13 protein-coding genes are annotated in these 18359 nt (G+C 64.3%); 11 read left to right on the top strand and 2 right to left on the bottom strand.

Annotation, left to right across the window (positions count from 1 at the left end; all coding sequences use genetic code 11):
* Positions 1-61: 61 nt before the first annotated feature.
* The gene (locus AD89_RS0102310) at positions 62-2290 is read right to left on the bottom strand and encodes an NADP-dependent isocitrate dehydrogenase (protein ID WP_025776994.1); all 2229 of its coding nucleotides are present in this window, start codon (positions 2288-2290) and stop codon (positions 62-64) included.
* A 157-nt stretch (positions 2291-2447) separates the two neighbouring features.
* Between AD89_RS0102310 and AD89_RS0102305 the strand changes: the two genes are divergently transcribed.
* The 4 genes from AD89_RS0102305 (at position 2448) to AD89_RS0102290 (ending at position 5849) form a co-directional block, all read left to right on the top strand.
* The gene (locus tag AD89_RS0102305; protein WP_025776993.1) at positions 2448-3089 is read left to right on the top strand and encodes a thymidine kinase; all 642 of its coding nucleotides are present in this window, start codon (positions 2448-2450) and stop codon (positions 3087-3089) included.
* 95 nt (positions 3090-3184) lie between these two features.
* On the top strand, positions 3185-3985 hold the full coding sequence (locus AD89_RS0102300; RefSeq protein WP_025776992.1) for an alpha/beta fold hydrolase: 801 nt from the start codon (positions 3185-3187) through the stop codon (positions 3983-3985).
* A 90-nt stretch (positions 3986-4075) separates the two neighbouring features.
* Positions 4076-5146 carry an NADH:flavin oxidoreductase/NADH oxidase gene (locus tag AD89_RS0102295; RefSeq protein ID WP_025776991.1) on the top strand — a complete coding sequence of 357 codons (1071 nt, stop codon included), beginning with the start codon at positions 4076-4078 and terminating at the stop codon, positions 5144-5146.
* 49 nt (positions 5147-5195) lie between these two features.
* On the top strand, positions 5196-5849 hold the full coding sequence (locus tag AD89_RS0102290) for an MBL fold metallo-hydrolase (protein WP_025776990.1): 654 nt from the start codon (positions 5196-5198) through the stop codon (positions 5847-5849).
* Positions 5850-5863: 14 nt separating this feature from the next.
* Here AD89_RS0102290 and AD89_RS0102285 read toward each other — a convergent pair whose 3' ends face one another.
* Entirely contained in the window at positions 5864-6454 is a 591-nt protein-coding gene (locus tag AD89_RS0102285; RefSeq protein ID WP_025776989.1) for a hypothetical protein, read from the bottom strand.
* A 248-nt stretch (positions 6455-6702) separates the two neighbouring features.
* Here AD89_RS0102285 and AD89_RS0102280 point away from each other — a divergent pair, with 248 nt between their 5' ends.
* The 7 genes from AD89_RS0102280 (at position 6703) to AD89_RS0102250 (ending at position 18333) form a co-directional block, all read left to right on the top strand.
* On the top strand, positions 6703-8508 hold the full coding sequence (locus tag AD89_RS0102280) for an ABC transporter family substrate-binding protein (protein WP_025776988.1): 1806 nt from the start codon (positions 6703-6705) through the stop codon (positions 8506-8508).
* A 105-nt stretch (positions 8509-8613) separates the two neighbouring features.
* Positions 8614-10158, top strand: coding sequence for an ABC transporter permease (locus tag AD89_RS0102275; protein WP_025776987.1), 1545 nt, complete (start codon positions 8614-8616; stop codon positions 10156-10158).
* A complete protein-coding gene (locus AD89_RS0102270) occupies positions 10155-11186 on the top strand; it encodes an ABC transporter permease (protein ID WP_025776986.1) in 1032 nt (343 codons plus the stop codon). Before AD89_RS0102275 ends, AD89_RS0102270 begins: the two co-directional genes overlap by 4 nt.
* The gene (locus AD89_RS0102265; protein ID WP_035319678.1) at positions 11186-13132 is read left to right on the top strand and encodes an ABC transporter ATP-binding protein; all 1947 of its coding nucleotides are present in this window, start codon (positions 11186-11188) and stop codon (positions 13130-13132) included. The genes AD89_RS0102270 and AD89_RS0102265 overlap by 1 nt, the downstream gene beginning before the upstream one ends.
* Before the next feature lie 106 nt (positions 13133-13238).
* Positions 13239-15149, top strand: a complete 1911-nt coding sequence (typA, locus tag AD89_RS0102260; RefSeq protein ID WP_025776984.1) for a translational GTPase TypA — start codon at positions 13239-13241, stop codon at positions 15147-15149.
* 52 nt (positions 15150-15201) lie between these two features.
* Positions 15202-16524 carry a PIG-L family deacetylase gene (locus tag AD89_RS0102255; protein WP_025776983.1) on the top strand — a complete coding sequence of 441 codons (1323 nt, stop codon included), beginning with the start codon at positions 15202-15204 and terminating at the stop codon, positions 16522-16524.
* Between the two features lie 48 nt (positions 16525-16572).
* Positions 16573-18333 (top strand): VanW family protein, encoded by a 1761-nt coding sequence (locus AD89_RS0102250; protein ID WP_231488363.1) that lies wholly within the window; start codon positions 16573-16575, stop codon positions 18331-18333.
* Positions 18334-18359: the final 26 nt, after the last annotated feature.

Here is an 18359-nt window from a genome sequence, read left to right as displayed (position 1 = left end):
GGGACTCGTTCTGTGTTCCTATCGGACGATCAGATGATCACCCGATGGCTCGTCCAGTCGATCAGACGGTCTTGCTCAGGGAGGAGATGATCTCGTTGAGCGTGGCCGAAGGCCGCATGGCGGTTTCGGTCTTCGCGTCGTTCGGGTAGTAGTAGCCTCCCAGATCGACGGGGCTGCCCTGCACCTCGAGGAGCTCGGCCACGATGGCGTCCTCCTTCTCGGTCAGTGCCTTCGCCACGGGGGCGATGGCCTCGGCCAGAGCTTCGTCCGAGGTCTGCTCGGCCAGCTGCTGGGCCCAGTAGAGGGTGAGGTAGAAGTGGCTGCCGCGGTTGTCGATCTCGCCGACCTTGCGCGACGGAGACTTGTTCTCCTCGAGGAACTTGCCGGTTGCGGCGTCGAGGGTGTCGGCCAGCACACCGGCCCGCTCGTTTCCGTGGACGTTGAACTCGTGGCGGAAGGACTCTGCCAGGGCCAGGAACTCACCGAGGGAGTCCCACCGCAGGTGGTTCTCTTCGACGAGCTGCTCGACGTGCTTCGGAGCCGAGCCGCCGGCACCGGTCTCGAACAGTCCGCCGCCCGCGATGAGCGGGACCACGGAGAGCATCTTCGCCGAGGTGCCGAGTTCGAGGATCGGGAACAGGTCCGTGTTGTAGTCGCGGAGCACGTTGCCGGTCACCGAGATGGTGTCCTTGCCCTCACGGATGCGGTCGATGGAGAACTGAGTGGCCTCCACCGGGTTCATGATGCGGATGTCCAGGCCCTCGGTGTCGTGGTCACGCAGGTACTCCTCGACCTTCGCCTTGATGTTGCGGTCGTGGGCGCGGGTCTCGTCGAGCCAGAACACGGCCGGGGTCTCGGACAGGCGGGCACGGGTGACGGCGAGCTTGACCCAGTCGCGGACGGGGATGTCCTTCGTCTGGCAGGCGCGCCAGATGTCACCGGCGGCGACCTCGTGGCTCATGAGCACGTCGCCGGCGGAGTTGACGACCTCGACGGTGCCGGCCTCCCGGATCTCGAAGGTCTTGTCATGGCTGCCGTACTCTTCGGCCTTCTGGGCCATGAGACCGACATTGGGCACGGTGCCCATGGTCCGCGGGTCGAACGCGCCCTTGGCCTGGCAGTCCTCGATGACGGTCTGGTAGACGCCGGCGTAGGAGGAGTCGGGGATGACGGCCAGGGTGTCCTGGGTCTGGTCGTCCTTGTTCCACATCTTGCCGCCGACGCGGATCATCGCGGGCATGGAGGCATCGACGATGACGTCGGAGGGCACGTGGAGGTTCGTGATGCCCTTGTGCGAGTTGACCATGGCCAGGTCGGGCCCGTCTGCCAGCCCCTTCTCGATTCCGGCCTTGACTCCGGCTGCTGCGTCGGCGGGCAGGGTGTCGAGTCCGGCGAGGATGGCGGCCAGTCCGTTGTCGGAGGTCAGCCCCGCCTCGGCGAGGACGTCACCGTATTCGGCGAAGACGTCGGGGAAGAAGGCTTCGATGACCTTGCCGAAGAGGATGGGGTCGGAGACCTTCATCATCGTGGCCTTGAGGTGGACGGAGAAGAGGACGCCGTCGGCCTTGGCCGCGGCGATCTGGTCCTTGACGAATTCGTCGAGGGCTGCGGCGTTCATCTTCGTCGAGTCGACGATCTCGCCGGCCAGAACGGGCAGGGACTCCTTGAGGACCGTCGTCTCTCCGGCGGCGGTGCGCAGGCGGATCGACAGGGTGTCATCGGCCTCGATGACCACGGACTTCTCGTTGTCGCGGAAGTCTCCCGATCCCATGGTGGCGACGCGGGTCTTCGAGTCCTTCGACCATTCGCCCATCGAATGCGGGTGGGCCTTGGCGAAGTTCTTCACGGCCTGCGGAGCGCGACGGTCGGAGTTGCCCTCGCGCAGCACCGGGTTGACGGCCGAGCCCTTGACCTTGTCGTAGCGTGCCCGAACGTCCTTCTCCTCATCGGTCGAAGGCTCTTCCGGGTAGGCGGGCAGGTCGTAGCCCTGGGACTGCAGTTCGGTGATCGCCGCCTTCAGCTGCGGAACGGATGCCGAGATGTTGGGCAGCTTGATGATGTTGGCATCGGGGGTCTTGGCGAGATCCCCCAGCTCCGCGAGTGCGTCGCCGACCTGCTGGTCCTTAGGCAGACGGTCGTTGAACTGGGCCAGCACGCGTGCGGCGAGAGAGATGTCCCTGGTCTCAACCTCGACACCGGCCGACGTGGCGAAGGCTTCGATGATCGGTTTGAGCGAATACGTCGCCAGAAGCGGCGCTTCATCCGTGCGCGTGTAAATGATTTTAGCCATAGTTAAGGACCACTCCGCATCTTCTTGGGGTTTATCGCCCTCCATCCTACCTTCTGGGCCATTTCGGTAGGCGGGCCAGTCCGATGACGGTGCTCACATCTGACGGTGGCACCCGGTAGTCTTCTGTGTCGGCACGGACAACAGAAAGAGGACGACAGTGGCCAAACTCTACTTCCGGTACGGGGCGATGAATTCCGGCAAGTCGACCGCTCTTCTGCAGGCGGCCTTCAACTACGAGGAACGCGGCCAGCGCGTGCTGCTGGCCAAGCCGCTGATCGACACCAAGGGCGCATCGCAGATCGTGTCCCGATTGGGCGTGACCCGTGAGGTCGACTTCGTCATCCCCGCCGACGGTGACGTCGAGCGGATCTACGCCGAACATGCCGACTATGTCGACCACGATGCCCTCATCGAGTCCATCGATGCCCCGAAGATCCCGGTCGCGTGTCTGCTCATCGACGAAGCGCAGTTCCTCAGCCCCGTCCAAGTGGATTCGCTCATGCGCATCGCGACCGCCTCCTCGGTGCCGGTGATGTGCTACGGAATCCGCACGGACTTCCAGACGAAGGCGTTCCCCGGTTCGGCCCGACTGCTCGAGATCGCGCACACCCTCGAAGAACTCAAGACGATCTGCCGCTGCGGTCGCAAGGCGATGTTCAACGGCCGCCTCGTCGACGGAGCGTTCATCTTCGATGGCGATCAGGTCGCCATCGACGGCAATTCCGTGACCTATGAGTCGCTGTGCCCGAGCTGTTATCTCGAGTACTCCGGCGGTAGGCTGTCAACGACAGACTCCTGACCGATCCCGACTCAGCTTTCCCGTCGAATCCAGCGCGTCGCCCCCGTCGTCACCAGTCGAAATCCTCTCGCACCTGAAGTTCACAAGGAGCCTCCATGCGCATCGCCGTCCGTGCCTTCAACGACAATCCCGGTTCTCCCGTCATCGTCTTCGGCAACGCTCTGGGCACCAGGATGCCCTTGTGGACGCCCGTGGCCGCACGTCTGGCCGACGATTTCCAGATCTACCTCACCGACCTGCCCGGACACACCGTGACCGCCGGTGATTCCCTCGCCGAGGCGGCCGCCCCGCTGACGGTCGAAGCGCTGGCCTCCGGTGTCGTCGAGTCCCTCGCCGAACTCGGGGTGGAGTCCTTCGCCTACTGCGGGGTCTCGATCTCCGGCGGCGTCGGACTGACCCTGGCGCTCAACCATCCCGATTCACTCACCGGTCTCGTCGCCTGTGCGACGGCCGAGAAGTTCGGCACCCCGGAAACCTGGGACGAACGCATCGCGGAGGTCCGCTCCGACGGCACACGCGGACTTGTCGATGACACCGCCGATCGGTGGTTCGCCGCCGGATTCCTTGGCGAGGACATCGCCACCGGGCACCTCATCCTCTCCGACCTCGCCCTGGTCGATGACGAGGCTTATATCGCTGCCGCCTCGGCGCTGAAGACCTATGACGTGAGCGGGAAGCTCGGCTCGATCACCACCCCGACACTGGTCATGGCCGGCGCCCAGGATCCCGGCTGCACCCCGGAGGCGATGTCGGCGATGGCCGAGCAGATCGAGGGTGCGCACTTCGTCACGATCCCGGACGCCGCACACCTGCCGATGGTCGAACACCCCGACATCGTCGTCGATCACATCCAGGAATTCTGCGGCGGACTGGGCGAGGACACCGGACTCGACTGAGCCTCGAACGCATCACCTGGGGGACCGTCCTCGCTGGTCCGGTATTCGGGATCGCTGTCTGAGCTCGCACGGAACTGGCAGACTGATGGCATGACTGAGCTGTTCGAACCGCTGACGCTGCGCGGCACAGAGATTCCCAATCGCATCTGGCTGGCCCCGATGTGCCAGTACTCCTGCGAAGCCGAAGACGGAATGCCCGGCCCCTGGCATCTCGTCCACCTCGGCGCCCGGGCGCAAGGCGGATTCGGGCTCATCCTCACCGAAGCCTCCGCCGTCGTCCCCGAAGGCCGCATCTCCCCGCAGGATGCCGGGATCTGGAACGACGACCAAGCCGAATCATGGTCGGCCGTCGTCGATTTCGTCCATTCGCAGGGTTCTGTCATCGGCATCCAGCTCGCCCACGCGGGCCGCAAAGCCAGCACCTATCGACCCTTCTCGGGAGAGCCGAAAGGCAGCGTCCCCGAATCCGCGGGCGGATGGCCCACCCTCGGTGCCAGTCCCATCGCCTATCCGCAGCTGGCCGAGCCCGCGGAGATGACGAAGGACGACATCGCCGAGGTGGTCGCCGCCTTCGCAGCTGCCGCCCGCCGTTCGATCGACGCCGGATTCGACCTCGTCGAACTCCACGCGGCCCACGGCTACCTGCTCCATTCCTTCCTGTCGCCGCTGTCGAACCAGCGCAGCGACGAATACGGCGGCGACCTTGCAGGCCGGTCCCGTCTGCTCCACGAGATCTATGCGGCCGTGCGCTCCGAGGTCGGCGAAAACGTGCCGGTGTTCGTGCGCATCTCGGCCAGCGAATGGACCGAGGGCGGTTTCGACGTCGCCGAAGCCGCCGAGGTCAGTCGTGCCCTGTCGGTCGCCGGAGTCGACCTCATCGACGTCTCCTCGGGCGGGAACTATCCGGTGCGGATCCCCATCGGCCCCGGCTACCAGGTGTCCCTGGCCGCGGCGATCCGCGCCGAAGGTGTGCCGACCGGCGCCGTCGGACTCATCACCGATCCGAAGCAGGCCGAGACCATTCTCAGCACGGGACAGGCCGATGCGATCTTCATGGCCCGAGCCGCTCTGCGCGAACCCTCGTGGCCGCAGCGTGCCGCCCACGTCCTCGGAGTCGAACCCGGACCCTACCCTCCGCAGTACACCCGCGGAGTCTGGTGACCAGTTCCTGAACAGTTCGCAGCATCAGCACAGAATGAGGAGTGTGGAAATGAATACGATCGACACCGAACACGTCGTCATCCGCTCTATCGCGGTATCCGACATGGCCAACAACGTCTACCTGCTCACCGCCAAGGAGACCGGCTCCCAGGTGCTCATCGACGCCGCCGACGACGCCGAGGCGATCACCGAGCTCATCGGCTCGAGCGCACAGGACACGGAAGCCGAACCCACGCTGCGGGCGATCATCACCACCCATCGGCATTGGGATCATATTCGGGCACTGCCGGCCACCTCGGCGAATCATCCGGAAGCGATGACCATCGCCGGAGCCGCGGATGCGGCCGCCATCACCGAGGCCGAAGGAGTGGAGATCGCGCATTCCGTCGACCACCTCGACGTCGGGGACTTCGGCGGCTTCGTCCTCCAGGCGATCGCACTGCGCGGGCACACTCCCGGTTCGATCGCACTGCTTCTGCGCGACGGGGGCCAGACGATCCTGTTCTCCGGTGACTCGCTGTTCCCCGGCGGGCCGGGCAAGACCTGGTCGGCCGAGGACTTCACCTCTCTCATGGACGACCTCGAGGCCCGGGTCTTCGATGAGCTTCCGGACGAGACTCTTGTGCTGCCCGGGCATGGGGACTCGACGACCCTGGGCGACGAGCGTCCGAAACTGGGGGAGTGGCGCGAACGCGGCTGGTGACCCCAGCTCGGTCCTCAGCTCGGCAGCGCCGCGAAGCCGATGAGCGCCCAGGCGATGGCTGACAGACCGACGGCGATGATGCCGATGTTCCAGCGCGTCTCGATGACACGCCGCCCGCCGGGGTTGGCCAGTTCTGCGTCGCTGAGCGACGAATAGCGTTCGAATACGGAATCGACGGCCGGGCTCGGATTCTCGACGAGCCTGCGCATACCGTGCTCATCCTTCTCCCACTTCTTGCCCTTGCCGGACAGCGACCATGAGGCGTACGTCTTCTCGTGGGTGCGCACGCTCAGCCCGAAATGGGTTTCGAAGCCGTCGACGAGGTTCCACGGGATCGTCACGGTCTGCAGCGGATTTACGAGCACGAGCTGCTGTCGGTGCAGCTCGACACGGGGATACCGGTAGAAGACGCAGACCATAGTGCCGACGGCCAGCGGGATGCCCGCAGCGGCGAGGCCGCGCAGAGTGAAGTCGCCGAGGACGATCGACGCCACGCCGAGGGCGCAGAGGCCGGCGACGACGACGAACAGGACGGTCGAACTCGTCGTCCGCACGATCGTCGGCTGAATGTTCCCTGAATGGGGGTCGATCTCACTGTTGGCCACCTGTACATCCTATCCATTGAGACTCGAAGTTTCGTGCATATTTCCCTGGTCTCGAAACGGTAACAATTGTCGAATATGCTCAGTATGCGGACTCGGTCACAGTGCTGATTAGATTAGCTTTGATGCATTCCATGTGAGAAACATGAAAGCGGTCACACTTCCGGCCTGGAAGTGGAATGACCGGAGTGCGCCCCGGACTTGGGGCGCAGGCAAGAGGGTTACTCGCCCTATGACAACAAGGAGAGAACGTGAACAAGCGCTTCCTCGCGGCCGGAGCATCCGTCGCCGCAGCAGCAATGGTGCTCACTGCCTGCACGCCCCCCGGCGGCAACGACGAAGAGGGCGGCTCGGACGACTCGATCATCAACGTCGGATGGAACGAGTCCTTCCGCTCGATGAACACCATGACCGCGAACGGCAATGCGGTGTCCAACGCCATCCTGACCTACATGATGAACGACAACTTCGGGTATTACGACGGAGACCTCGAAGTCCAGGACGGCGCACTCGGATCGGTTGAGCAGGTGTCCGAAGACCCGCTCAAGGTCAAGTACACCTTCAACGACGATGCCAAATGGTCGGACGGCACCCCTGTCGACGCTGCTGACCTCGCCTTGACGTGGGCCGGCACCTCGGCGAACTTCAACACCGTGGAGTCGAACAACGCCGATGACGGCAGCGTCAAGGAGAACGACGCCAAGACCGTCTACTTCGACTCGTCGACCGCCGGTTCGGCACTGATCAAAGACTTCCCCGAGATCTCCGACGACGGCAAGGAGATCACCTTCGAATACTCGAAGCCCTACGCCGACTGGCAGACCGAGTTCGGCATCGGTGCCGACGGCGTCGGTGTGCCCGCCCACATCGTCGCGAAGAAGGCGCTGGGCGTCGACGATGCAGCTGAAGGCAAGCAGGCCATCCTCGACGCGATCAAGGACAAGGACACCGAGGCGCTGTCGAAGATCTCGAACACCTGGAACACCGGATTCGACTTCACCTCGATGCCCGATGACGAGGACCTCCTCGTCCACTCGGGCCCGTACAAGATGACGGACTTCGTCGAAGGCCAGTACGTCACCCTCGAACTCGACGACAACTACTCCGGCCCGCTCAAGCCGAAGGTGAACACGGTGACCGTCCGTTACAACGGCGACCCGATGGCCATGGTCCAGGCGATCGAGAACGGCGAGGTCGACGTCACGCAGCCGCAGGCCACAGCGGACGTGCTCTCGGCTGCCGAAGGCCTTGACGGGGTGACCGTCGACGCCGCTGACGGTGCGACCTACGAACACGTCGACTTCACCTTCGACAACAAAGGATCCTTCGACCCGGCCTCCTACGGGGGCGATGAGGACACGGCGAAGAAGGTCCGTCAGGCCTTCCTCAAGACGGTGCCTCGTCAGGACATCGTCGACAAGATCATCAAGCCGCTCAATGAGAACGCTCAGGTCCGCGATTCCTTCACCCAGGCGCCGGGCTCGCCGATGTACGACGGGATCGTCGAAGGCAACGGTATGAAGGATCTCGAGAGCGTCGACATCGACGGGGCGAAGAAGCTGCTCGAAGACGCCGGAGTCGACAGCCCGAGCGTCCGCGTGATGTACGACAACACGAACTCCCGTCGTCAGCAGGAGTTCCAGCTGATCAAGGAATCGGCCGAGAAGGCCGGCTTCAAGATGAAGGACGTCGGAGACGTCAACTGGGGCACCCGCCTCGGCGACGGCACCTACGACGTCTCGCTGTTCGGGTGGCAGTCGGAGGGCACCGGAGTCACGGAGTCCGATGCGAACTACCGCACCGGTGCTCAGAACAACTACGGTGGCTACTCGAACGAGAAGACCGACAAGATCCTCGACAAGCTGCTGGTGTCGTCTGAGGACGAGCAGGAGGATCTGTCGACCCAGCTCGAGAAGCAGCTGACCGAGGATGCCTTCGGTGCGCCGATCTTCCAGTTCCCCGAACTGACGATCTACCGCGACAGCATCAGCAATGTGAAGTCGACCTCGGTGTCGCCGACGATGTTCTGGAACTACTGGGAGTGGGAAGTCAACTGATCCGCACCTCGTTGCGGTCGGTTCTTCTCCACCCCAGCTGCTGTGGGGATCACTGTGTGATCCCCACAGCAGCGTTTTCGGAAGATTGAAACGGAAGCCCCCACTATGATCAGATTCATCCTCAGACGACTCCTGTCGACCGCACTCGTGCTGCTCGTCGTCACCTTCGTCCTCTACCTCCTCCTCAACGTCGCCCTGGACTTCTTCTGGGATCTGCGGTCGAGCACCTCACCGAACATCGAAGCGCTCTATGAGTCCCGTCGTCGGCTCCTCGACCTCGACACCCCTGCGGTCGTGCGGTACTTCAAATGGCTCGCGGGTGCGGGTGGCTGCCTCGTCGGGCAATGCGATCTCGGCATCGCGTGGAAGTCCGGTCAGGAAGTCACCGATCAGCTGCAGGGCGCGATCGTCAACACGGTCAAGCTCATCACCGCTGCGACCCTGGTCGCCATCATCCTCGGCGTCGCCGTCGGCATGATCTCGGCGATCCGTCAGTATTCGGGTTTCGACTACTTCATCACCTTCGTCTCGTTCCTCCTCTACTCGCTGCCCGTGTTCTGGGTCGCGGTTCTGCTCAAGCAGTACGGAGCGATCGACATCAACAACTTCATCAACGATCCGACGCTGAGCTCGTGGTGGCCGATCATCATCGCCTGTCTGGGCATGGGGCTGTTCTGGATGGGGGCATTCGGCGGCAGCGGGAGACGTCGCGTCATCACCTTCGCCACCGCCGCCGTCGTCACCTTCGCCACGGTCTACTACATCCTCGCCAGCGGATGGCTGCAGGAGCCGAGCATCGGCATCGTCGGCATCATCGTCATCGGCTTCGGTGCGGCCGTGGTCATGACCTTCCTGTCGACCGGTCTGCGCAATCGGCGGGTCCTCTATGCGACCCTGACCACCGCGGCCATCGGCGCACTGCTCTACATGCCGCTGCAGTACCTCTTCTACTACGTGGAGATGAACTGGCTGTGGATGTTCGGCCTGTTCGTCGTCGCGATCGGCGTCGCCCTCGCAGTCGGACTCGCGTTCCGCGGACCAGATCCCTGGGACACCGTGCGCACGACCAGTTTCACCGCCGCCATCATCGCTGTCCTCATCTTCGCCGACAGGGTGCTGCAAGGATGGCGGGAGTACTCCGATCATCCCGCTATCAACAATCGACCGATCGCGACGATCGGCGCGGCCACACCCAATGTCGACGGCGACTTCTGGATCAGCAACCTCGACAACTTCACCCACTTGCTGCTGCCGTCGATCGCGCTGATCCTCATCTCGTTCGCCTCCTACACCCGCTACACCCGCGGATCCATGCTCGAAGTGATGGGTCAGGACTACATCCGCACGGCGCGCGCAAAGGGTCTCAACGAGCGCACGGTGATCATGCGACATGCCCTGCGCAATGCGCTGCTGCCGCTGGCGTCCATCGTTCCCGTCGACATCATCACGATGATCGGCGGCGCCGTCATCACGGAGACGATCTTCGGCTGGAACGGTATGGGCAAGCTCTTCATCGATTCGATGCGGCAGTCCGAACTCGATCCGATCATGGCGTACATCGTCATCACGGGTCTGCTCGCCATCATCGCCAACCTGGTCGCGGACTTCCTCTATGCCGTCCTCGACCCGAGAATCCGAGTGAACGCATGAGTACCAACAACGACAAGCAACAGGCAGACGTCCTCGATGAGGTCGGCGACAACGCCATCGAAGCCAAGGAGACCGAAGGTCTGTCCCAGGGGCGGATAGTTCTGCGCAAGTTCTTCCGGCACAAGGGCGCCATCATCGGGCTTGTGGTCTTCGCCGCGGTCGCAGTCTTCTCCTACAGCGCCCTCGGCGTCGGCCCCATCCCCGGATGGTGGGTCCACAGCCACACCGCATCGGGGACCGTCGTCAACCCCGGGGGCGCACCGACCTGGACGACGTCGAACATCTTCAGCCCCGGATCGCATCCGTTCGGACAGGACGAGATCGGCCGCGACAACTTCGCGCGGGTGATGAAGGGCACGCAGATCTCCATCATGGTGATGCTCATCATCGGAGCCGTCTCACTGGTGATCGGGACGCTCGTCGGCGCGCTGGCCGGCTACTACCGCGGATGGGTCGACTCCATCCTCATGCGCGTCACCGACGGTGTGATCATTCTGCCGACGATCGTCGTCGGCGCCATCCTCGGCAAGCTCGTCTCGGGCACCGGCGGTGCGATGCTCGGTGTCGTCCTCGGCGGTGTGCTGTGGACCGGGCTGGCACGTCTCGTCCGCGGTGACTTCATGTCGCTGCGCGAACGCGAGTTCGTCGATTCGGCACGTGTGGCCGGAGCAAGCGACTTCCGGATCATGTTCAAGCACATGCTGCCGAACGCGATGGGTGTCATCATCGTCAATACGACTCTGCTGATGAGCCAGGCCATCGTCCTCGAAGCGGCGCTGAGCTTCCTCGGCTTCGGAATTCAGCCGCCGGACATCTCGCTGGGCCGACTCATCAGCGATTACCAGACCGCCTTCGCCACTCGTCCGTGGCTGTTCTGGTGGCCGGGCCTGTTCATCATCGTCATCGCTCTGTGTGTGAACTTCATCGGTGACGGTCTGCGCGATGCGTTCGACCCGCGGATGAAGACCATCCCGAGCTGGAGGAAGATGAAGAAGGCCGAGCGCATGGCGCAGAAAGGGGCGAAGTGATGGCTGAGAAGACAGCAGATGCCCGATCGCAGTCGGAGAACGGGTCCCCGATCCTCGAGGTCGACGACCTCGGAGTGAATTTCTGGGTCGGCGACGAATGGTGGATGGCCGCCGAGCACCTCACCTATACCGTGAATGCGGGCGAGGTCCTTGCGATCGTCGGGGAATCCGGATCGGGCAAGTCGCAGTCGAGCATGTCGCTGCTCGGTCTGCTGCCGAGCAACGGCCGCGCCACCGGTTCGGCCAAGTTGGGCGGCACCCAGCTCATCGGTATGCCACCGGAGCACATGCAGAAGGTCAGGGGCAACGAGATCTCCGTGATCTTCCAGGAGCCGATGACCGCGCTCAACCCGGTCTACACCGCTGGCTTCCAGATCATGGAGACGCTGCGCGTCCACCTCGAGATCGGGCCCAACGAGGCGAAGGAACGGGCACTCGAGCTCATGCGCCTCGTCGAGATCCCGGACCCCGAGGACCGGTTCCACTCGTTCCCGCACCAGCTCTCAGGAGGTCAGCGCCAGCGCATCATGATCGCGCAGGCTCTGGCCTGTCAGCCCAAGCTGCTCATCGCCGACGAGCCGACCACCGCGCTCGACGTGACGGTGCAGGCCGAGATCCTCAAGCTCATGCGGGACCTGAAGTCGAAGCTCGACGCCGGAATCATCCTGATCACGCATGACATGGGAGTGGTGGCCGATATGGCCGACCGGATCATCGTCATGCGAGCGGGAAAGGTCGTCGAAACCGGGACGGCGGAGGAGATCTTCTACGACCCGCAGCACGCTTACACCAAGCAGCTCCTCGACGCGGTGCCGCACCTCGGTGCCGGAGAAGACGGTGCGGTGTTCGGCTCGAGTCTCGACGATGTCGGGGCCACCGCCTTCGGACGCCGCGGTGCTGACGAGACCGATCCCCACCACGACGGTTCCCGCGATTCGCTGGATGCCACGCATGCGGGTTCGGCGACCGTGGCAGAAGGGGGTGCGAACCGCACGAACGATCTGGACTCCGAATCCCGGGAGCTCGCCGAGGCGGGTCGGGACGATCACCGCATCGAAATGGACTCGACAGAGACCTACTACCATCCCGGTTCGCAGGCGGACTTCTCGAAGCCGTCGGCGCTGCAGCTGCGCGACGCCGCGATCGAGTATCCGGCATCGGGGCGGAAGAAGGCCTTCCGCGCCGCGCACCACATCAATCTGATGATCGCCCCGGGAGAGGTCGTGGGACTGGTGGGGGAGTCGGGGTCGGGCAAGACCACGATCGGGCGAGCTGCTCTCGGGCTGCTGCCCACGGTCGAAGGCGACTTGGTCGTCAACGGCACGAGCATCAAGGGGCTGAGCAACAGGCAGATGCGTCCCCTGCGCAAAGAGGTCGGGATCGTCTTCCAGGATCCCGGCTCCTCGCTCAACCCGCGTCTGCCCGTCGGCGAGTCGATCGGCGAACCTCTGTATCTCCACGAGGGGATGAAAGGTCCGGAGCTGAGCAAACGGGTCGAGGGGCTGCTGACCGCAGTCGAACTGCCGACCTCGATGCGCAACCGCTATCCGCATGAGCTCTCCGGCGGTCAGCGTCAGCGCATCGGCATTGCCCGCGCCCTGACACTGCGTCCGAAGCTGCTCATCGCCGATGAGCCCACCTCGGCGCTCGACGTGTCCGTGCAGGCGAAGGTCCTCGACCTGTTCGAAGGTCTGCAGAAGGAATACGGCTTCGCGTGTCTGTTCATCAGCCACGACCTGGCCGTGGTCGAACGCATCGCCGAGCGCATCGCGGTGATGCGCCACGGCTACCTCGTCGAGATCGGCAAGTCCTCACAGGTCGTGTCCAATCCGGTCCACCCGTATACACAGCGTCTGCTGTCTGCGGTCCCGGTGCCGGACCCGAAGGAGCAGCGCAAGCGCCGCGAGGCCCGCGATGCGGTCCTGGCGGCCACGATGAACGCCTGAGTCCGACCGAACTGACGGCCACCTGCACGCGAGAGCGTGCAGGTGGCCGTATAATTGTCTGTTGGGTCCGGGCTGGACCGATCTCTCTATCTCAAAAAGGTTCTTGATGACTGAAGCCATCACACGACGGGACAACCGCCGAAACGTAGCAATCGTCGCACACGTCGACCACGGCAAGACCACGCTGGTCGATGCCATGCTCCGGCAGACCGGTGTGTTCAGCGAACACGGCGACTTCGCCGAACGCGTCATGGATTCAGGCGACCTCGAACGCGAGAAGGGCATCACCATTCTCGCGAAGAACACCTCCGTCCTCTACAACGGCCCCTCGGCCGGCGATGACCCCATCGTCATCAACGTCATCGACACTCCGGGCCACGCCGACTTCGGCGGAGAGGTCGAACGCGGACTGTCCATGGTCGACGGCGTCGTCCTCCTCGTCGACGCATCGGAAGGTCCGCTGCCGCAGACCCGCTTCGTCCTGCGCAAGACGCTGGCCGCGAAGCTGCCCGTCATCCTCGTGATCAACAAGACCGACCGGGCCGACGCCCGCATCGACGGAGTCGTCGAGGAAGCCCAGGACCTGCTCCTGGGACTGGCCTCCGACCTCGCCGACGAAGTGCCCGACCTCGATGTCGACTCCGTTCTCGACGTGCCCGTCGTCTTCGCCGCCGCGAAGGCAGGTGCCGCCTCCCTCGAACAGCCCGCCGATGGAGCGGTCCCGGACAACCCCGACCTCGAGCCGCTGTTCAAGACGATCCTCGAGACGATCCCGGCACCGGAGATCAACTCGGACGGCATCCTCCAGGCGCATGTCACGAACCTCGACGCCTCACCGTTCCTCGGCCGTCTGGCGCTGCTGCGCATCTTCGGCGGCACCCTGAAGAAGGGGCAGCAGGTCGCCTGGGCCCGCGGTGACGAGATCAGCTCGGTGAAGATCACCGAACTGCTCGAAACTCAGGGCCTCGACCGCGTGCCCGCCACCGAGGCTTCGGCAGGTGACATCGTCGCCGTCGCCGGCATTCCCGACATCATGATCGGTGACACGCTCACCGACATCGACAACCCGAAGCCGATGCCGGCGATCGTCATCGACGATCCGGCGATCTCGATGACCGTGGGCATCAACACCTCCCCGCTGGCCGGCCGTGAGAAGAACACGAAGGTCACCGCCCGCATGGTCAAGGACCGCCTCGACCAGGAGCTCGTCGGCAACGTCTCGCTCAAGGTGGTTCCGACCGAACGCCCTGACGCCTGGGAGGTCCAGGGGCGCGGTGAGCTGGCTCTGGCCATCCTCGTCGAGCAGATGCGCCGTGAAGGATTCGAGCTCACGGTCGGCAAACCTCAGGTCGTGACGAAGCAGGTCGACGGCAAGGTCCACGAACCCTTCGAAGAGCTCACGGTCGACGTGCCGGAGGACTACCTCGGCGCCGTGACCCAGCTGCTGGCTGCCCGCAAGGGCGTCATGTCGACGATGACGAACCACGGCACCGGCTGGGTGCGGATGGAGTTCAAGGTTCCCGCCCGCGGCCTCATCGGCTTCCGCACTCGGTTCCTCACCGAGACCCGCGGCACCGGAATCGCGAACACGATCTCGGCCGGATACGGACCGTGGGCCGGCAACATCGAGTTCCGCATCAACGGCTCTCTCGTGGCCGACCGTGCCGGATCCGTGACCCCGTATGCGATGATCAACCTGCAGGACCGCGGCACCTTCTTCGTCGAACCGACCTCCGAGGTCTATGAGGGCCAGATCGTGGGCGAGAACTCCCGCGCCGACGACATGGACGTCAACATCACGAAGGAGAAGAAGCTGACGAACATGCGTTCGGCATCGGCGGACAGCTTCGAGAACCTCACCCCGCCGCGCAAGCTGACCCTCGAGGAGAGCCTCGAATTCGCCCGTGAGGACGAATGCGTCGAGGTCACCCCGGGTGCCATCCGCATCCGCAAGGTCGAACTCGATCAGAAGGAACGCGCCAAGCTCTACGCGAAGCTGCGTCGCCAGAACGCCTGAGCCGGAATCCTTGATCCGGCAACACCGAATGACCTCGAGCACCCAGGAACCAATGACTGTTACGCCACGCGTCCTCCTCGTGCACGCTCATCCCGACGATGAGACGATCACGACGGGCGGCACGATCGCCGCGTTGGTCTCCGAAGGTGCCGAGGTCATGGTGCTCACCGCCACTCGCGGCGAGGGCGGCGAGGTCATCCCGGCAGAGCTGAAGCAGCTCGAGGGTGACCGTGCCGGTCTCGCCCGGGTCCGCGAGCAGGAGATCGCCGAGGCGATGCGCGCCCTCGGGGTGCGCATGCACACCTTCCTCGGCGGGACCACGCGCACCTTCGAAGATTCGGGCATGGAATGGGGACCGGACGGGCACGCCCGACCAGCGGCATCGATGACCGACAACGCACTGTGCGCAGCTGATATCACGACCGTGGCCCGACACATCGCCGCCGTCATCGATGCCTTCGAACCGCATGCGGTCATCACCTACGCCGCCAACGGGGGCTACGGCCACCCCGATCATGTGCGCGTGCACGAGGCCACGAGTCTGGCCGTCGACCTCGCCGAGTGGCGGGCCGGTCGGCTCCTATGCGTCGATACCCCCACCGAGGTGGCCCGCCGTTCGTTCGACCCCGACCAGGACGGGTTCGCCGCCACAGGTTTCGTCGCCGCCGAGACGATCCCCGCCAAACCTCCGGTCGGGCAGATCGTCGTCGACCAGGACGTCGCCTCGGTGCTGCCGTCCAAACGGGCGGCACTCGCGGCCCATCGCACCCAGGTGAGCGTGTCCGGCGGCTTCTTCGCCCTGTCGAACGGTGTCGGCCAGAAGATCGGCGATCGCGAATACTTCTCGATCGGTGCAGGGACTCCGATCCCGTCCGAGATGCTGACCGCCGGACCGGCCCCGCACGTGCTCACCGGACTCGACATCGCCGCGGTCGACGCCCAGGAGAGCGCGGCAGCGGCCGCGCCTGCCCGACGTCGTCGCGAGCCGCGGAAGCCCGGAATCGTCGCCTACCTCCACGCTGCCGTCCTCGGACTGCTCATCGCCTTCCTCGGCACCATGCAGCACCTCAACGTCACTGTCGTCGATGTCGGTGCGACCCCGATCATCGTGCCGTGGGGACTCGCGCTGGCGCTGGCCCTGGCCGCGGCGGGCCTGTGGCACCTGAAGACGATGTACCGCAGCAGCGCCCCGATGCTTCTGGCTGCCGTCATCATCGCCGTGCTGTCCTTCGTCTTCGGCCAGCCGAAATGGCTGCCCGGCGCCGATATGATCGTCACCGGTCTGCTGCGTTCCGTTGTGTGGCTGCTCGGACCGATGGTCCTGGCCGCTGTCTTCTCCTTCATCAACGTGCGCCGGCGCGATCGCACTCGCTAGACTCGTCCGAACCGCAGCGAATCAGTCGATATCGACACCCTCGGGAGAATGATGCCGACCAACACCTTGTCCGATGGACCTTCGAACCCCGGCGGGCCCGACCCGTCCCGCAGGGATGCCCGGACGAAGAAGATCTGGCCCTTCATTCTCCTGGCCGTTCTCGTGCTTGCCGCCATCTATGTGGTGATCGGCTTCTTCAGCGGACGTGTGCTGGCACCGGGGACGACCGTGGCCGGAGTCGACATCGGGGGAAAGTCCGCGACGGAAGCCGAGAACACCCTGCGCAATGATCTGGGCGATGACGCAGAGAAGAGCATCGTCTTCAAGGCGGGCGAGCCGACCGCGGAGCTCGACCCGGAGGAGGCCGGAATCACCGTCGACACAGAAGCCACCGTCGATCGCGTCACCGGCTTCAGCCTCGATCCCACCGTCATCTGGCACCGGCTCTTCGGTGATGACGACGTCGACCCCGTCATCAAGGTCGATGAGGAGAAGTTCGACAAGGCAGCGGCGAAGGTCGCCGAATCACTGGCCGTCGAACCGACAGACGCCGAACTCGAGTTCGACAAGACCACACCGAAGGTCACGGACGGCACGAAGGGCCAGACCGTCGACTCCGCCGCCGTGCGCACCGCCGTCGAAGAACACTGGCTGCGCACCGAGGATGCTCTGCCGGTCAGCCCGACGCGCGTCGATCCCGAGATCACCACGGCCGAAGCCGAAGACATGGCCGACGGATTCGCGAAAGACGCCGTGAGCAAGGACCTCACGATCACGGCGAAGCCTGGGAAGGATGCGGACTCCGAGGTCAAGGGGGGTGACCTCACCGTATCCCCGAAGACCATTGCGAAGACTCTGACATTCGAAGCCGCGGACTCGAAGCTCGAACCCGTCTTCGATCAGGAGGCTCTGCAGAAGTCCGTGCTGGCCGCGAACAAGGACATCGGGCGACCGGCCGAAGATGCGAGTTTCGAGATCAAGGACGGCAGACCCGAGGTCGTGCCCTCTCGTGACGGAATCGGCATCAAGGCCAAGGAGCTCACCGGCGCAGTCACCGACGCCATCAACGGCGAAGAGGACAAGCCGAGCGTCACCCTGGCCTCCGTCGAGCCCGAGTTCACGACGAAAGATGCGAAGAAGGCAGATGTCTCCGACACCGTGTCTCACTTCTCCACCGGGTACAGTTCCGAGCCCAACCGCGATACCAACCTGCGGGTAGCCTCGAAGAAGGTCTCCGGCACCGTGCTCCAACCCGGCGAGCAGTTCTCCCTCAACGAAGCACTGGGCCAGCGCACAGCGGCCAACGGCTACAAACCTGCCGGCGTGATCTCGAATGGGCAGATGAAGGAGGACTACGGCGGCGGCGTCTCACAGGTGTCGACGACACTGTTCAACGCCGCGTTCTTCGCCGGATTCGACCTCGACGAGCATCAGGCGCATTCGCGCTATATCTCCCGATACCCGGAAGGCCGGGAGTCGACCCTCGACTGGTCCTCGATCGATATGAAGTTCACGAACAACTCGAAGACTCCGGTCGTTCTCGACATGTATCTCAAGGACGGAGAGGTGCATGCGAAGGTCTTCGGCGTCAAGAAATACGATGTGTCCGCCGACGCCTCGGACCGGTTCAACCACACCTCACCGGGGTCGATCACCGAAAGCGGACCGTCGTGCACTCCGCAGTCGCCCAAGGGCGGCTGGTCGATCCGGATCACCCGGACCATGAAGGACATCAGTTCGGGGCAGACCACACAGGACGGATTCACCACGGTCTACCGGCCGGTGAAGAAGGTCGAATGCAAGGGGTGAGCCCTCGCTTCAGAATTCCGGCCGGC

Source organism: Brevibacterium sp. VCM10, from assembly GCF_000583215.1.
Classification (GTDB): Bacteria; Actinomycetota; Actinomycetes; order Actinomycetales; family Brevibacteriaceae; genus Brevibacterium; species Brevibacterium linens.
Note: the sequence above shows the minus strand (reverse complement) of the source record. Positions and strands in the feature narration are given on the sequence as shown.

Bases quoted from the DNA above. Each gene is read 5' to 3' on its own strand.
- AD89_RS0102310 (WP_025776994.1), bottom strand. From the start codon at position 2,290: ATGGCTAAAATCATTTACACGCGCACGGATGAAGCGCCGCTTCTGGCG.
- AD89_RS0102300 (WP_025776992.1), top strand. From the start codon at position 3,185: ATGCGCATCGCCGTCCGTGCCTTCAACGACAATCCCGGTTCTCCCGTC.
- AD89_RS0102295 (WP_025776991.1), top strand. From the start codon at position 4,076: ATGACTGAGCTGTTCGAACCGCTGACGCTGCGCGGCACAGAGATTCCC.
- AD89_RS0102290 (WP_025776990.1), top strand. From the start codon at position 5,196: ATGAATACGATCGACACCGAACACGTCGTCATCCGCTCTATCGCGGTA.
- AD89_RS0102275 (WP_025776987.1), top strand. From the start codon at position 8,614: ATGATCAGATTCATCCTCAGACGACTCCTGTCGACCGCACTCGTGCTG.
- AD89_RS0102270 (WP_025776986.1), top strand. From the start codon at position 10,155: ATGAGTACCAACAACGACAAGCAACAGGCAGACGTCCTCGATGAGGTC.
- AD89_RS0102265 (WP_035319678.1), top strand. From the start codon at position 11,186: ATGGCTGAGAAGACAGCAGATGCCCGATCGCAGTCGGAGAACGGGTCC.
- typA (WP_025776984.1), top strand. From the start codon at position 13,239: ATGACTGAAGCCATCACACGACGGGACAACCGCCGAAACGTAGCAATC.
- AD89_RS0102255 (WP_025776983.1), top strand. From the start codon at position 15,202: ATGACTGTTACGCCACGCGTCCTCCTCGTGCACGCTCATCCCGACGAT.
- AD89_RS0102250 (WP_231488363.1), top strand. From the start codon at position 16,573: ATGATGCCGACCAACACCTTGTCCGATGGACCTTCGAACCCCGGCGGG.